13 protein-coding genes are annotated in these 14,159 nt (G+C 60.6%); 6 read left to right on the top strand and 7 right to left on the bottom strand.

What is annotated here, in order from left to right; all coding sequences use genetic code 11:
• Positions 1-4 precede the first annotated feature (4 nt).
• The 3 genes from AB4O09_RS11075 (at position 5) to AB4O09_RS11065 (ending at position 3,010) form a co-directional block, all read left to right on the top strand.
• Positions 5-1,180, top strand: a complete 1,176-nt coding sequence (locus AB4O09_RS11075; RefSeq protein ID WP_003203750.1) for a GNAT family N-acetyltransferase — start codon at positions 5-7, stop codon at positions 1,178-1,180.
• Positions 1,152-1,946: a ChbG/HpnK family deacetylase gene (locus AB4O09_RS11070; protein ID WP_003203752.1), complete on the top strand. Its 795-nt coding sequence runs from the start codon at positions 1,152-1,154 to the stop codon at positions 1,944-1,946. Before AB4O09_RS11075 ends, AB4O09_RS11070 begins: the two co-directional genes overlap by 29 nt.
• Before the next feature lie 125 nt (positions 1,947-2,071).
• On the top strand, positions 2,072-3,010 hold the full coding sequence (locus tag AB4O09_RS11065; RefSeq protein ID WP_003203753.1) for an alpha/beta hydrolase: 939 nt from the start codon (positions 2,072-2,074) through the stop codon (positions 3,008-3,010).
• A gap of 319 nt (positions 3,011-3,329) precedes the next feature.
• Here AB4O09_RS11065 and AB4O09_RS11060 read toward each other — a convergent pair whose 3' ends face one another.
• The 6 genes from AB4O09_RS11060 to AB4O09_RS11035 are packed head-to-tail and all read right to left on the bottom strand — an operon-like array spanning position 3,330 to position 9,281.
• A complete protein-coding gene (locus tag AB4O09_RS11060) occupies positions 3,330-5,072 on the bottom strand; it encodes an ABC transporter substrate-binding protein (protein WP_003203755.1) in 1,743 nt (580 codons plus the stop codon).
• Between the two features lie 48 nt (positions 5,073-5,120).
• On the bottom strand, positions 5,121-5,393 hold the full coding sequence (locus AB4O09_RS11055) for a DUF2160 domain-containing protein (protein WP_003203757.1): 273 nt from the start codon (positions 5,391-5,393) through the stop codon (positions 5,121-5,123).
• 10 nt (positions 5,394-5,403) lie between these two features.
• Positions 5,404-6,204 carry a carbohydrate ABC transporter permease gene (locus AB4O09_RS11050; RefSeq protein WP_003203759.1) on the bottom strand — a complete coding sequence of 267 codons (801 nt, stop codon included), beginning with the start codon at positions 6,202-6,204 and terminating at the stop codon, positions 5,404-5,406.
• Positions 6,205-6,214: 10 nt separating this feature from the next.
• Positions 6,215-7,081, bottom strand: a complete 867-nt coding sequence (locus AB4O09_RS11045; protein WP_003179834.1) for a carbohydrate ABC transporter permease — start codon at positions 7,079-7,081, stop codon at positions 6,215-6,217.
• The gene (locus AB4O09_RS11040) at positions 7,078-8,187 is read right to left on the bottom strand and encodes an ABC transporter ATP-binding protein (RefSeq protein ID WP_003203761.1); all 1,110 of its coding nucleotides are present in this window, start codon (positions 8,185-8,187) and stop codon (positions 7,078-7,080) included. Before AB4O09_RS11040 ends, AB4O09_RS11045 begins: the two co-directional genes overlap by 4 nt.
• Positions 8,187-9,281, bottom strand: a complete 1,095-nt coding sequence (locus AB4O09_RS11035; protein ID WP_003203764.1) for an ABC transporter ATP-binding protein — start codon at positions 9,279-9,281, stop codon at positions 8,187-8,189. The genes AB4O09_RS11040 and AB4O09_RS11035 overlap by 1 nt, the downstream gene beginning before the upstream one ends.
• 307 nt (positions 9,282-9,588) lie before the next feature.
• Between AB4O09_RS11035 and AB4O09_RS11030 the strand changes: the two genes are divergently transcribed.
• Complete coding sequence (locus AB4O09_RS11030; protein ID WP_003203766.1) at positions 9,589-11,439, top strand: sigma-54-dependent Fis family transcriptional regulator; 1,851 nt, start codon at positions 9,589-9,591, stop codon at positions 11,437-11,439.
• A 392-nt stretch (positions 11,440-11,831) separates the two neighbouring features.
• Here the strand turns inward: AB4O09_RS11030 and AB4O09_RS11025 are convergent, their stop codons facing one another.
• Positions 11,832-12,344: an anti-virulence regulator CigR family protein gene (locus tag AB4O09_RS11025; protein ID WP_003203767.1), complete on the bottom strand. Its 513-nt coding sequence runs from the start codon at positions 12,342-12,344 to the stop codon at positions 11,832-11,834.
• Between the two features lie 129 nt (positions 12,345-12,473).
• Here AB4O09_RS11025 and AB4O09_RS11020 point away from each other — a divergent pair, with 129 nt between their 5' ends.
• Together AB4O09_RS11020 and AB4O09_RS11015 are read left to right on the top strand one after the other, a co-directional pair.
• On the top strand, positions 12,474-13,685 hold the full coding sequence (locus AB4O09_RS11020) for an MFS transporter (RefSeq protein ID WP_003203768.1): 1,212 nt from the start codon (positions 12,474-12,476) through the stop codon (positions 13,683-13,685).
• Positions 13,686-13,920: 235 nt separating this feature from the next.
• The gene (locus AB4O09_RS11015) at positions 13,921-14,127 is read left to right on the top strand and encodes a hypothetical protein (protein ID WP_027912993.1); all 207 of its coding nucleotides are present in this window, start codon (positions 13,921-13,923) and stop codon (positions 14,125-14,127) included.
• The last annotated feature ends 32 nt before the right edge of the window (positions 14,128-14,159 follow it).

The raw sequence follows: 14,159 nt of genomic DNA, 5'->3' as shown, positions 1-14,159 counted from the left end.
CCCCATGGCGATCCGGTTCCAATGGTGTCGCTCCCTGGGCGCCGAGGACTTTCCCATGACAGCTTATGAACAGCTGCGAACCCAGGTGCCCGACGCTACGCCCTTCAACACCCTGGCTTGGCTGCAAGCGGCGGAATTCGCCCTGCTGCCGGACCAGCAGCTGCACGTGTTGCTGGGCTGGCAAGACCAGACACTGTGCCTGTGCCTGCCCTTGGTATCGGGGCGTGAGCGTATCGGCGGGCTGCGGTTCCGGGTGTTGCGTCACTTGGGTTATCCATTGGCCGACCGCATCGCCTTGATGGTGCGCCTGGACGCCGAAGGCATGGGGCAGGCGCTGACGCAGATCCGTCAGCACTTGCCCCACGCACTGCTGCAATTGAATGAAGTGATCGAGCCGGTCGGTGAGCAAAGCGTCCTCAGCGCCTGGATGGCGCTGAGTTCCACCGGAGAGCGCCGCCTGAGTTGCCGGGTGCCAGTGCATTTGATCAGCGACAATGACCATCAGGAAATCTCTGGCGACCCACGCTACAAGTTGCGCCGGGCCCGCAAGCGGATCGCTGCCTGCGGTGCCGAGATCCTCCGGGTGAAACCGGACGCCATCAGCATGGGCCAGCTGTTGCGGACCCTCGCCGATGTCGAGGCGGCCAGTTGGAAAGGCGAGGAAGGCGTCGGCATCTTCGCCGACCCCGGGCGCCGGCAATGGATGAACCTCGCCTTCACCGCCCTCGCCGCCCAAGGCCTGGTGCGGGTGGTGATGCTGGAGCTGAACGGCGAATGCATCAGCTATCGCCTCGGCCTGCTGGACCAGGGGCGGCTGTACGACTACAACCTGGCGTTCCTGCCGCAGCATGCCGACCTGGGCAGCGGCCGGGTGTTGCTCGAGGAGTGGATTCGCTGGGGGCTGGACGAAAACTGGCGCTGGATCGACGCATCACGGGTCAGCCTGGAGAACTCCAGCCATCAGTTACACGAACGCATGACCGGCCAACTGGAACACTGGCGCTGGAGTTTCTATTCATGGCAGCCCGGTGGTTTGCTTCTGGGATTTGCCTTGCGACTCTGGAAAAGCTTGAAGCCATGGTTTGGCAAACGCCGAAGCAAACCGACCGCGACGACGGCATCGTCCCCCCCTAAAAACCAGGAGAAGACAGATGCCGCGTCAAGTGATCGTCAACGCTGACGACTTCGGGCTCAGCCTCAGTGAGAACGCGCTGATCCTGCGGGCCTTCGAGACCGGCGTGATCAGTTCGGCCACGGCCATGGCCAACATGCCGGGTTTCGAGCAGGCGTGTGAAATGGCCCGGCAACCGCTGCTCAACGGCCACGTTGGCCTGCATTTCAACCTCAGCTACGGCCCGCCGCTGGGCCAGGCGATCACCTCGCGCCCGGTTTTTTGCGACGCCAATGGCCAGTTCGACCTGAACCTGTCGCGTTATTGCCTGCGCCTGGGTTCAAAGGATCTGGCGGCAGTGGAAGATGAACTGCAGGCGCAATGGCAACACTGCCTGGACCGCGGCCTGCGTCCCAGCCATCTCGACTCCCATCAACATGTGCACAACATCTGGCCCATCGGCGAACTGGTGGCCCGCTTCGCCGCCAGGCAAGGCGTGCCCATGCGCCTGGCGCGCAACCTGGGGGCGAACTTGACCCCGCCCAAGCGTATCTTCAAAACCCTGTTCAACCGGCGCATTCGCAGCCTGTGCGGTGCGACAGCGGACTACGTTTGCACCCCGGCCGACCTGGACTACGCCGCGCCACCGGCATATGGCTCGCTTGAGGTCATCGTGCATCCGATGCAACTGGACGAGGATTTTGGCGATGCCAGCCTGAGGCCAGGCGAGTCGTTGACCCAAGTACTGAACAAGCGCCTGGCGGGCGTGCCCAAGGTCGCGTACGGCCGGACCGCGCAGGTATTGACGCTGGTTGAGTATGGGGATGTGCACTGACAGGGACGCGGTGTATACCTGTGGCGAGGGCGTTTGCTACCTCGCCACGACCGTCCGAAATCCCTGCGCCGCTTTCGGAGAATCTGCTACAAGGCATCTTCAGTTTCGAGTAGCGAATTGCGTCGATGCCTTTACCTTTATTCTCTCGCCTTCGGCGGCGCTGGCTGGCCTTCCTTGTCATGAGCGCAATGGTGGTCGGGCTGCCGGTGGGCTGTGCAGTGCTGCAGCATAAGGAACGCGAGCTGGTCTTTCGCATCGAGCCGGGGACCGCGAGCTGGTTCAGTGGGCTTCCCAGCGGCGTGCAGGAATTCGATCTCAAGCCCAAGAGCTTCAAGGCCGGGGAAAATATCCACGGTTGGTGGTGGCCGGCCGAACGCAAGAATGCGCCGGCCATCCTGTACTTGCACGGTGTGCGTTGGAATTTGACCGGCCAGTTGTTTCGTATCCAGCAACTGAGGGCGCTGGGCTATTCGGTGCTGGCTATCGATTACCGTGGCTTTGGCAAAAGCCATGGGGATCTGCCGTCGGAAGCCAGCGTCTATGAAGATGCGCGCATCGCCTGGGAACGTCTCAAGGTACTGCAACCGGACCCGGCCCTGCGGCTGATCTACGGTCATTCTCTGGGCGGTGCCGTCGCGGTGGATCTCGCTGCGCAGTTGGGCCAGGAGGCCGCGAAGAATGGTGCTGCCCAGGTCCGAGGCCTGGTCATCGAATCCACGTTCACCTCCCTGGGCGATGTCGCCACCGCGATGGCGAATACGTCCCTGCCGGTGCGCTGGTTGTTGTCGCAGAAATTCGACTCCATCGACAAAATCGGCGAGATCAACATGCCGCTGCTGGTGGTGCATGGCTCTGCCGATCGCTACGTACCGCCGCGCTTCAGCGAGCAACTGTTCAACGCCGCCCGGGAGCCCAAGCGCCTGCTGCTGGTGCCGGGGGCCACGCATAACAACAGCATGAGCCTGGCGGGCAAAAACTACCGGCAAGCGCTGGACACGTTGATGAAAAACAAGCCATCGCCCATGGCCGAACGCCCCCAGGTAAGCTCGGCCAAGGCCGGCTAACGCACAGGTCCCCGGCTGACACCCAATACCTTCATTGACTGTCACACCGCTATCGCGAGCAAGCTTTGCTCCCACAGATCGCCCTCCACACAGTTCTTTGGTTGTTTACAGGATCAGTGCTCACTGCCGATCCCTGTGGGAGCCGAGCTTGCTCGCGATAGCGGTGGGTCTGCTTGCATCAATGCTGAATGTGCCACCGCCTTCGCGAGCAAGGGATTTGTGGTGTACGCGAGGTCTGTGAGCGACGCGGAAAAACTGTGCAAGCGCACGCAAAAAAAAACGGCACCTTTCGGTGCCGTTCGTTTTCACGCTTGGGGCTTTACTTGCGTGCTGCCTCCCACGATTTCAACAGCTCGGTGTAGCTCACGGTTTCACCTTTAGGCTTCTCGTTCGCCAGTTTCGGCTTCGGTGCACCCGGTTGGTCGAACCAGTATTGCGCGTCGCGCTCGGGGTTCATTTTCGGGGCGCAGGTGGCTTGGGCCTTGGAGCGTTCCAGGCGCGTCATGATCGCATCCTGGTCCTTGGCCAAGCCATCGAGGGCCTGCTGCGGGGTCTTCTCGCCGCTGGCGGCTTCGGCGATGTGGCTCCACCACAGCTGCGCCAGGCGCGGATAGTCCGGCACGTTGGTCCCGGTCGGGGTCCATTGCACGCGGGCCGGGCTGCGGTAGAACTCCACCAGGCCACCGAGTTTCGGCGCCAGGTCGGTCATCGCCTGGGAGTTGATGTCCGACTCACGAATCGGCGTCAGGCCAACGATGGTCTTCTTCAGCGACACGGTCTTGGACGTCACGAACTGCGCATAGAGCCAGGCCGCGAGTTTCTGTTTCTCAGGCGTGGACTTCATGAATGTCCAGGAACCCACGTCCTGATACCCCAGCTTCATGCCCTGCTCCCAATACGGACCACGTGGCGAAGGTGCCATGCGCCATTTCGGCGTGCCATCGGCGTTCACCACCGGCAGGCCCGGCTTGGTCATGTCGGCGGTAAACGCGGTGTACCAGAAAATCTGCTGGGCGATGTTGCCTTGGGACGGTACCGGGCCGGATTCGGAGAAGGTCATGCCCGCCGCTTCCGGCGGCGCGTACTTCTTCAACCAGTCCACGTACTTGGTGGTGGCGAACACCGCTGCAGGGCCGTTGGTATCGCCGCCACGGGTGACGCTGGAGCCGACCGGATGGCAGTCTTCGACGCGAATACCCCACTCGTCCACCGGCAGACCGTTGGGCAGGCCCTTGTCGCCGCCGCCAGCCATGGAGAACCAGGCATCGGTGAAGCGCCAGCCCAGGGAGGGGTCTTTCTTGCCGTAGTCCATGTGACCGTAGATACGCTTGCCGTCGATTTCCTTGACGTCTTCGGAGAAGAACTTGGCGATGTCTTCATAGGCCGACCAGTTCACTGGTACGCCCAGCTCGTAGCCGTATTTCTCCTTGAACTTGGCCTTCAGCTCCGGACGCTCGAACCAGTCGGCACGGAACCAGTACAAGTTGGCGAATTGCTGGTCGGGCAACTGATAGATCTTGCCGTCCGGCGCAGTGGTGAAGGAAATACCGATGAAGTCCTTGATGTCCAGGGTTGGCGAAGTGTAGGCCTTGCCTTCGTTGGCCATCAGGTCGGTGATCGATTCGGTCTTGCCGTAGCGAAAGTGCGTACCAATCAGGTCCGAATCGTTGACCCAGCCGTCATAGATGTTCTTGTCCGACTGCATCACCGTCTGCATCTTCTCCACCACGTCGCCTTCTTGCAGCAGGTCGTGGGTCAACTGGATCCCGGTGATTTCGGTAAAGGCCTTGGCCAGTACCTTGGACTCGTATTCGTGAGTGGTGAGGGTTTCCGACACCACGTTGATCTTCATGCCGCGAAACGGCTCGGATGCCTTGATGAACCATTTGAGTTCTTCAAGCTGCTGGTCTTGCGTCAAGGTCGACGGTTTGAATTCACTGCCGATCCATTTTTTAGCGGCGTCTTCATAGGCGTCGGCCCAGGCCGCAGCACTCAGCCCGCTGAGTGCCAGCATGGCTGCCAATGAAACGCTATGTCGCAGCTTATTGTTTTTATTGAACATAGAGACCTCCTGTTTGGGTTTAAGAGCCTGATCGGCGAACCTTCGCGACTAGCCCCACCGCATCACTGCCAACAGCCACACCCAAGACAACGCGAACGCTATCCAGATGCTCCAGTCGGTGGCGCCGATTACCAGCAGGTGCAGGTAGGCGCTACCGAGAAGACCGATAAACAACCGATCGCCACGGGTCGTGGTAATCGGCAGGAAACCACGCCGAGGGATGCTCGGCGAACGCAACTCCCAGGTGGTCATGCCTGCCAGAAACAAGGCGATAACCCCGAAAAACACCGCCGTGGGGACGGTCCAATTCATCCATTCCATCATCGACTCCTCAGACTCGGCCCAGGGCGAAGCCCTTGGCCACGTGGTTGCGAACGAACCAGATCACCAGCATGCCCGGCAGGATGGTCAACACCCCCGCCGCCGCCAGCACGCCCCAGTCGATACCGGACGCCGACACCGTACGGGTCATGACCGCCGCGATCGGCTTGGCATTCACCGAGGTCAACGTCCGGGCCAGCAACAGCTCGACCCAGGAAAACATGAAGCAGAAGAATGCCGTGACACCGATGCCGGAGCCGATCAACGGAATGAAGATCTTGGTGAAGAACTTGGGGAAACTGTAGCCGTCAATGTAGGCGGTCTCGTCAATTTCTTTCGGCACCCCGGACATGAACCCTTCGAGGATCCACACCGCCAGCGGCACGTTGAACAGGCAGTGGGCCAGGGCCACGGCGATATGGGTGTCGAACAACCCGATGGACGAATACAGCTGGAAGAACGGCAGCAGGAACACCGCCGGTGGGGCCATGCGGTTGGTCAGCAGCCAGAAGAACAGGTGCTTGTCCCCCAGGAACCGGTAACGGGAAAACGCATAGGCCGCCGGCAACGCGACGCACAGGGAAATCACCGTGTTCAGGCTCACGTAGTACAGCGAGTTGAGGTAACCGGTGTACCAGCTCGGGTCGGTGAAGATCACCTTGTAGTTGTGGAACGTGAAATCCTGCGGCCACAAAGTCAGGCTGCCAAGGATCTCGGTGTTGCTCTTGAACGACATGTTCAGCAGCCAGTAGATGGGCACCAGCAGGAACAGGATGTAGATCAGCAGGGGTATCAGCTTTCTCTTGCTCATCGTGCGGGCCTCAACGGTTGGCGTCGGAGTGCGTCATGGCGGTGTAGAACAGCCAGGACACCAACAGAATGATCAGGAAGTACACCAGGGAAAACGCCGCCGCCGGGCCCAGGTCGAATTGGCCGATAGCCATCTGCGTCAGGGTCTGGCTGAGGAACGTGGTGGCGTTGCCCGGCCCGCCGCCAGTGAGTACGAACGGCTCGGTGTAGATCATGAAACTGTCCATGAAGCGCAGCATCACGGCGATCAGCAGCACGCTCTTCATCTTCGGCAACTGGATGTGCCGGAACACCGCCCAGCTGGAAGCCCGGTCGATCCGCGCGGCCTGGTAGTACACGTCCGGAATCGCCCGCAGCCCCGAGTAGCACAACAGCGCTACCAACGAAGTCCAGTGCCAGACGTCCATCACCAACACGGTGACCCAGGCGTCCATGGTGTTGGCCGCATAGTTGTAGTTGATGCCCAGGCCATTGAGGGTGGAGCCCAGCAAGCCGATGTCGGCGCGGCCGAAAATCTGCCAGATGGTGCCGACCACGTTCCAGGGAATCAGCAGCGGGATCGCCAGGATGATCAACACCAGGGACGACCATTTGCCCTTGGTCGGCATGGTCAGGGCGATGGCGATGCCCAGGGGGATTTCGATCAGCAGCACGCACGCCGAGTAGATGAACTGGCGCAGCAGCGAGTCGTGCAGCCGTGGATCGAGCAGCACCTGCTTGTACCAGTCGGCGCCGACGAAGTAGCGGCTGGACTGGTCGAAGATGTCCTGCACCGAATAGTTGACCACGGTCATCATCGGGATCACGGCACTGAAGGCCACCAGCAGGAACACCGGCAATACCAGCCACCAGGCCTTGTTGTTCTGCACCTTGTTCATGGCTGCACCTCACTCAACGGTTCCAGCAGGTATTCATCGGCATAGACCATCAGCCATTGGCCCGGAAAACTGATGTACGCGGTGCCTTCGGGCACTGGCTTGTCTTCGGCCAGGCGCACTTTCAGCGGTACGCCATCGAGGTTGAGGGTCAGGATCTTGTAGGTGCCCAGGTCTTCGACGTGGACCACGTCAGCGCGCATCGCATCGTCGTAAGGGCCGTCCCAGACATGCACGAACTCGGGACGGATACCGACCTTCAGGCTTTTGCCCTGGGCTTCGGCGACCCGACGTTGCAAGGTTTCGGACAGAGGCAAGTGAGTCGAGCCGAAGCCGACGCCACCGGGCTGCGCCGTGACCTCGATCAGGTTCATCCCCGGGCTGCCAATGAAGTAGCCGACAAAGGTGTGGCTGGGGCGCTCGAACAAATCCCGAGGCGTGCCGAATTGCACGATCTGGCCGCCGTACATCACGGCGATCTTGTCGGCGAACGTCGAGGCTTCCAACTGGTCGTGGGTGACGTAGACCATGGTGATGTTGAACTGCTCGTGGATCTGCTTGAGCTTGCGCCGCAGTTTCCATTTCAGGTGCGGGTCGATCACCGTCAGCGGCTCGTCGAACAGGATCGCCGACACATCGTCGCGCACCAGCCCGCGGCCCATGGAGACTTTCTGTTTTTCGTCGGCGGTGAGGTTGCGGGCCTTTTTGTCCAACAGGTTCTGCAGGTCCAGGACCTCGGCGATTTCCTGCACCTTGGTGTGGATCCTCGCCTCGGCCATGCCCTGGTTGCGCAGCGGGAATGCCAGGTTGTCGAACACGGTCATGGTGTCGTACACCACCGGGAACTGGAACACCTGGGCAATGTTGCGGCGCTCCGGGGTCAGCTCGTTGACGACCTTGCTGTCGAACATCACCTGCCCTTCGGAAGGGCTCAGCAGTCCGGAAATGATGTTGAGCAACGTGGACTTGCCGCAGCCCGAAGGCCCGAGCAGTGCATAGGCGCCGCCCTGCTCCCAGATGTGGTTCATCTCGCGGATCGCATAATCCTCGGGGCCCGCCGGCGTGCTGGTGTAGCTGTGGGCGAGGTTCTGCAAACGAATTTCGGCCATCAGGCAACCCTCGCGATACGCTGCCCTGGGGCTTGGACCAGCTTTCCCTGGGCGTCGAAGACAAACAGTTTATGGGTCGGAATGTAGATGCGAATCGGCGCATCCACGTCGTACTCATGCACCCCTGGCAAGTGCAACACCAGCAGGAAATGCTCGTTGCGCACGTGCAGGAAGGTCTCCGAGCCACTGATCTCGGCCACCTCGACGGTCACGGCCAGTTCGAGGTCGTCGTCGTTGCTCGGCACCAGGGAAATGTGGCTGGGGCGCACGCCAAAACGGAACTCACCCTCGCCCACCGGGCGCAGGTCGACGTTCAGCGGGAAGTGCACGAAATTGGCGAAGCTCACCTCGTTGCCGGCGATGCGTCCCGGCATGAGATTGATCGGTGGTTCGGAGAACAATTCGGCGGCCAGCACGGTTTGCGGCTGGTGATACACAGAGGACGATTTGCCGCTCTGGATCACCCGGCCCTCATGCAGGATCGTGGTGGTGCCACCCAGGGCCAACGCCTCGTTGGGCTCGGTGGTGGCGTAAACGGCAATGGTGTGGCGGGCCTGGAACAATTCGCGCATTTCCTGGCGAAGCTCTTCACGCAGCTTGTAGTCCAGGTTCACCAGCGGCTCGTCGAACAGGATCAGTTCGGCGTCCTTGACCAAGGCCCGGGCCATGGCCGTGCGCTGCTGCTGGCCGCCGGACAATTCCAGCGGGTGACGCTGCAGGAATTTCTCGATGCGCAGCATCCTGGCGGTTTCCAGCACCTTGCTCTGGATCACCTCGTTGGACACACCGGCCTGGCGCAGCGGCGAGGCGATGTTTTCGAAAACGGTCATGGTCGGGTAGTTGATGAACTGCTGATAGACCATCGACACGTTGCGCAGCCGCACCGGGCGCTTGGTGACGTCGACGCCGTTCATCAGGATGCGGCCGCTGTCGGGCTTGTCCAGCCCGGCCATCAGGCGCATGAGGCTGGTCTTGCCGGACAATGTACGGCCCAGCAAAACGTTGAAGGATCCGGGTTCGAAACTCAGATTGGCATCGTCGATCCAGGTCTGGCCTTCGACGGTGCGACAGATGTGCTCAAGCTTTAATGACATGGCTCGGCCTTTTTATTATTGGAGTCAAGCGACCCGAGTTAGAAAGCGAAAGCCGTGCCAGAAACCACAACCTATTGATCTGTTTAAAATTTCTATTTATCCGTAGGAAAAATACGTTCGTTGATGAACACAAGTGAACAATCAGGAATGAACAACTGAACAACGAGCGGGTTGACAATGAACAATTTTGAACAACACTGAACCAGTGGGAGCGAGCCAATTTAAGTAGTGTTTGGATCTGCCCCAGCACAAGGAGTCTGTGCGAGACTTGCCACAACAATAAAAACAGCTCCTGCGAGAGTGCCCCATGGCCGCACCTGCTCCAGCCTTGTCTCACGAGGCAATCATCCAGGCCTCCTGGTCCCGTTGCCGTGCCTTCGGCCTGAACCATCAAAGCGTGCCGGCCTTCGACCAGTTGCCCGCCCAAGGCATCGCCCAGTTGCTGGAGAGCCAGCATTCACTGGTGCAGACCACCCACCAGGAAGTCCTGCCGTACTACGAAAACATCCTGAGCAACTCCAACTGCCTGATCATGCTGGCCGACAACCAGGGCCAAGTGCTGACCTCCTGGGGCACCCAGCGCTTCATCGAACCGAAACTGGCCCATGGCTTCAGCGCCGGGGCGAGCTGGATGGAGCGCTGCACCGGCACCAACGCCATCGGCACCGCGCTGGCCTGCGAACAGGCGGTGCACATCGAGCACGATGAACACTTCCTCAAGGCCAATCGCTTCATGACCGGCTCCGCCGCGCCGATCTTCGATGCCGAGCGCAAGGTCATCGCCGTGCTGGACGTCTCCAGTGACAGCTACCTGCCGCCCTCCCATACCCTGGGCATGGTCAAGATGATGAGCCAGACCGTGGAGAACCGGCTGATCCTCAACCTGTTTCGCGGTGAACACTTTCAACTGACCTTCAACACCGGCCTGAACAACCTCGACAGCCAATGGGCCGGGCTGCTGATCTTCGATGAGAGCGGCCAGGTCCTGTCCGCCAACCGTCGGGCCGACAACCTGCTGGGCCTGAGCCTGTCGCGGGTCAGCATCGAAAGCCTGTTCAAGGTCTCGCTGCTGGAACTGCTGAACCAGCCCGACGGCCTGCCGTTTGCCTTGCAAGCGTCCGGCAGCAATCGTTTCCAGTGCTTGCTCAGGCGCCCGAGCCAGGTGTCTATCAAGGCGCGGGTCTTTACCGAGCCCGCGCCCATGCCGACCTCGGCTCCTGCCTCCCATGTCATCAGCCTCAACACCCTGCACTTCGGTGACAGCCGCGTGGAGAAAGCCGTGCGCCAGGCCGAGCGCTTGCTGGAGAAGGACATTCCGCTGCTGATCCACGGCGAGACCGGCGTTGGCAAGGAGGTCTTCGTCAAAGCCCTGCACCAGGCCAGTTCGCGCTGCAAGCAGCCGTTCATTGCCGTCAACTGCGCAGCGATCCCCGCCGAGTTGGTGGAGTCGGAATTGTTCGGTTATGAAAAAGGCGCCTTCACCGGCGCCAATCAGAAAGGCAGCATCGGCCTGATCCGCAAGGCCGACCGGGGCACGCTGTTCCTCGACGAGATCGGCGACATGCCCCTGCCGACCCAGGCCCGGCTGCTGCGAGTCTTGCAGGAACGTTGCGTACAGCCGGTGGGCAGCGCGGAGCTGTTCCCGGTGGACATCCGCATCATCTCCGCCACCAACCGCTCGCTGCGTGAACAGGTGCAGTTGGGGCGGTTTCGCGAAGACTTGTACTACCGCATCGGCGGCCTGACCCTGGAACTGCCACCGCTGCGCGAACGCAGCGATAAACAGGCCCTGTTCAAACGCCTGTGGGAACACCACCGCGAACCGACCCAATGGGCCGGCCTGAGCCGCGAGGTACTGGACCTGTTCGAGCGCCATCCATGGCCGGGCAACCTGCGACAGGTCAGCAGCGTGCTGCAAGTGGCCCTGGCAATGGCCGAGGAGCAGCCGATCCGCCCGGAACACCTGCCCGACGACTTCTTTGTCGACCTTGAAATGGAACCGGTGGAAACGCCTGAGCCGCTGACGGTGGACCTGAACGATGCAGAGGACCTGAACCGTCAGTTGCAGGCAGTGGGCGGGAATATTTCACACCTGGCGCGACGGCTGGGGGTCAGCCGCAATACCTTGTACAAACGCTTGCGGCAACTGGAAAGCTGATACGAAACCTGTGGGAGTGGGCTGGCTCTTGTTGATTGAGTACATATCCGTTTTCGCGGTAACGGCCACTTAGGGTTTCGCCCTGACGGCGAGTCACTTTCGAAAAGCCCGGAAGCCGGCCCAGTCGAAAGTAACCAAAGCGCTACATGCCCCACCACTCGGTGCCTCGCTTAGGCTCGGCATGCCTGAACGAAGGCATTGCTCCGTGGGCCCGCCGCGATCAACGTCCGACGCGAGGCGGCCTGACAGCCGGCCTGACTCTCCCGGTCGTACACCCATCAGACCTGTGGGAGCAAAGCTTGCTCGCGAGGCGGCCTGACAGCCGACCTGGCTCTCCCGGTCATACTCGCTCCCACAGGTGTTTTTGCTTAACTGATTGGCATTACTCCGACTTAGTCGAACGCACCATTGAGCACTTCATAGATGATGCCAGTGGCGATCGCCACCAGGATCAGGTCCGTGCCGACCTGTTGCCACTCATAGCCGTCATAGTGCGGCAACCGCCCCAGCAGTCGCCCATCGAGCTTTTTGGCGATACCGGGTGGCAACGGCTTGCCTCGTGCAAGATTTTTCTGGATGCCTGGCGGCAACGCCGGGCCGGGGCTCCAGTAATCGCGATAACCGCCAATCACACCGAGGATGCCGCTGCGGTCGAGGCTCGGGCCGTTATGCCAATCGCCGCCGCCACCACCTTGGTTGCCTTTGCCGCCCTGGTTACCCTTGTTACCGGGATTTCCTTGGCCGCCCTTGTTGCCCTGCCCGCCTTTGCCTCCCTGTCCGTGGCCAGGACCTTGATCGAATTGAGCGTTTCCCTTGCCGTTGCCCGGGTCCGCGACAACAATGCCAGGGCCAGCCGCCAGGGCGAAACAGGTCACTGCAGCAACCAACGAGCGCGATTTGAACATGGCAGTTCTCTCAAAAAAGGGATGACCCCTGTAAAGATATAGAGACTAACGGTGATATTAGTTCCATATCACGCTGAGCGCCGTTTGCCTGGACCGGATAACACCTGAACACAGCAATCAAGGAGTTTCATGCGCAAGGATTACCTGGCTTTTTTCGTCTCGATGTTCCTCTCCCGGTTGGCCGACCAGATTTTGCTGTTCATCGTCCCGCTGATTGTTTTCCAGACCACCAACAGCGTCGCCTGGGCAGGCCTGGCGTTCTTCGTCGAGTCCTTGCCACGCTATCTGGCGTTCCCCATCTGCGGCGCGCTGTGCGACAAGTTTTCGCCGATTCGCATCCTGCACATCAGCCAGGTCTATCGCGCCGTCGCCTGCGGGGTGACGGTCGTGCTCTATGGTGTCTTCGGCGGTATCTATTGGATCGTCGCGCTCTCGACCCTGTGCGGCGTGCTGACCACGCAGGGCATCATGGCCCGCGAAGTGGTGATGCCGTACATCTTCAAGCACTACACCTACACCAAGACCCTGTCCTACTCGCAAATCGCCGACCAGACCGGCTTGGTACTGGGCCCGCTGATCGCTGCGCTGCTGCTTGAGGTGTGGGCGTGGCACTGGGTGGTGCTGGCGATTGCCGGGCTGTTCCTGCTGGCGGACCTGGCGATGCTGTACTGGCAGCGCATCAGTTCGGTCACCCTGGAAACCTTCGAGCAACATCACGATCTCTGGCTGAACCCACTGCGCATTGCCTTAGGCCACATTCGCAACCTGGCGGAACTGAAAAAGATCATCAGCCTGGCAGTGGGCGTCAACCTGATCATCGGCGTCACCCTCGCCACCTCGGCGGCCATGGTCATCGGCCATTACGGCGCCGACAAGGATGACTACGCAGGTTTACAGGCAGCCGGTGCCGTCACCACCATCCTCATCCTGTTTCTCCTGGCTCGGGTCACCTTGCCCTTGAAACTACTGGGTGCCCTCTCCTACACGCTGATTGCCGTCGGCGCCTTCATCACCGCCCTCAGTCCGAACACAGGGGGCTACGTCGTCGGTTTCTTGCTGATTGTCGGTTTCGACAAAATGTTCAACGTCTACTTCCGCACCCTCCGCCAGCAAGTCATTCCGCCCCAGGACTTCGGCAAGACCGTCGGCGTCATCACACTGCTCAACAACCTGTCGCAACCGCTCGCGGGCCTGCTGGTCGCGGTGCTGGCCGCGCCGGTTGGAACGCAGCAGGTGATTCTGCTGTTGGCGGTTGCCACCAGTCTGATCGGAGCCGCAGTGGTTGTGCTGCACAGGCATTCGACATACCGATCAAGCGTCTACAACGCCGAGACCGACTGACCCTATCGGGGGGGGGCCGGATTGTATTATCAGTGACTTATTGTTGAGGCATGGTTGCAACGTTGCCGACGTCAATGCACGTCTGTCCGCCATTCGTCACCTGTCGAGTATCGGGGCCAACAGGCGGCCACGTCTGGCTCAGGGTTTGCACTGGCCTGTCTCAGCAGCCAAGAACGACGTAATTCTGACGCGGCGGCAAATTAATCAATGCTTGGTCAGCAAACGGAGATGTACTGTGTCAACTCTCAACGAAATCGCAGCGAATCACGCGAGAATGGCAAAGTTAAAGGAAGAAGAGTCGATGCGGCTGAGTGCGCTTCAGGGTCAGGTGGTGGGGAGTTTTGAAATTCCACCCATCGAGGCGCCACAGGAGATGTCGCTGCACTTCATGACGGGCGTACAGGATCACTCGTTTGGGGAAGCGGCGGCGCTGAGTTTTTGACCTGGGTATTGATGGGGTTTCGTCGCTCGCTT

The sequence above is a fragment of the Pseudomonas sp. H1_F01 genome (genome assembly GCF_054681425.1).
Note: the sequence above shows the minus strand (reverse complement) of the source record. Positions and strands in the feature narration are given on the sequence as shown.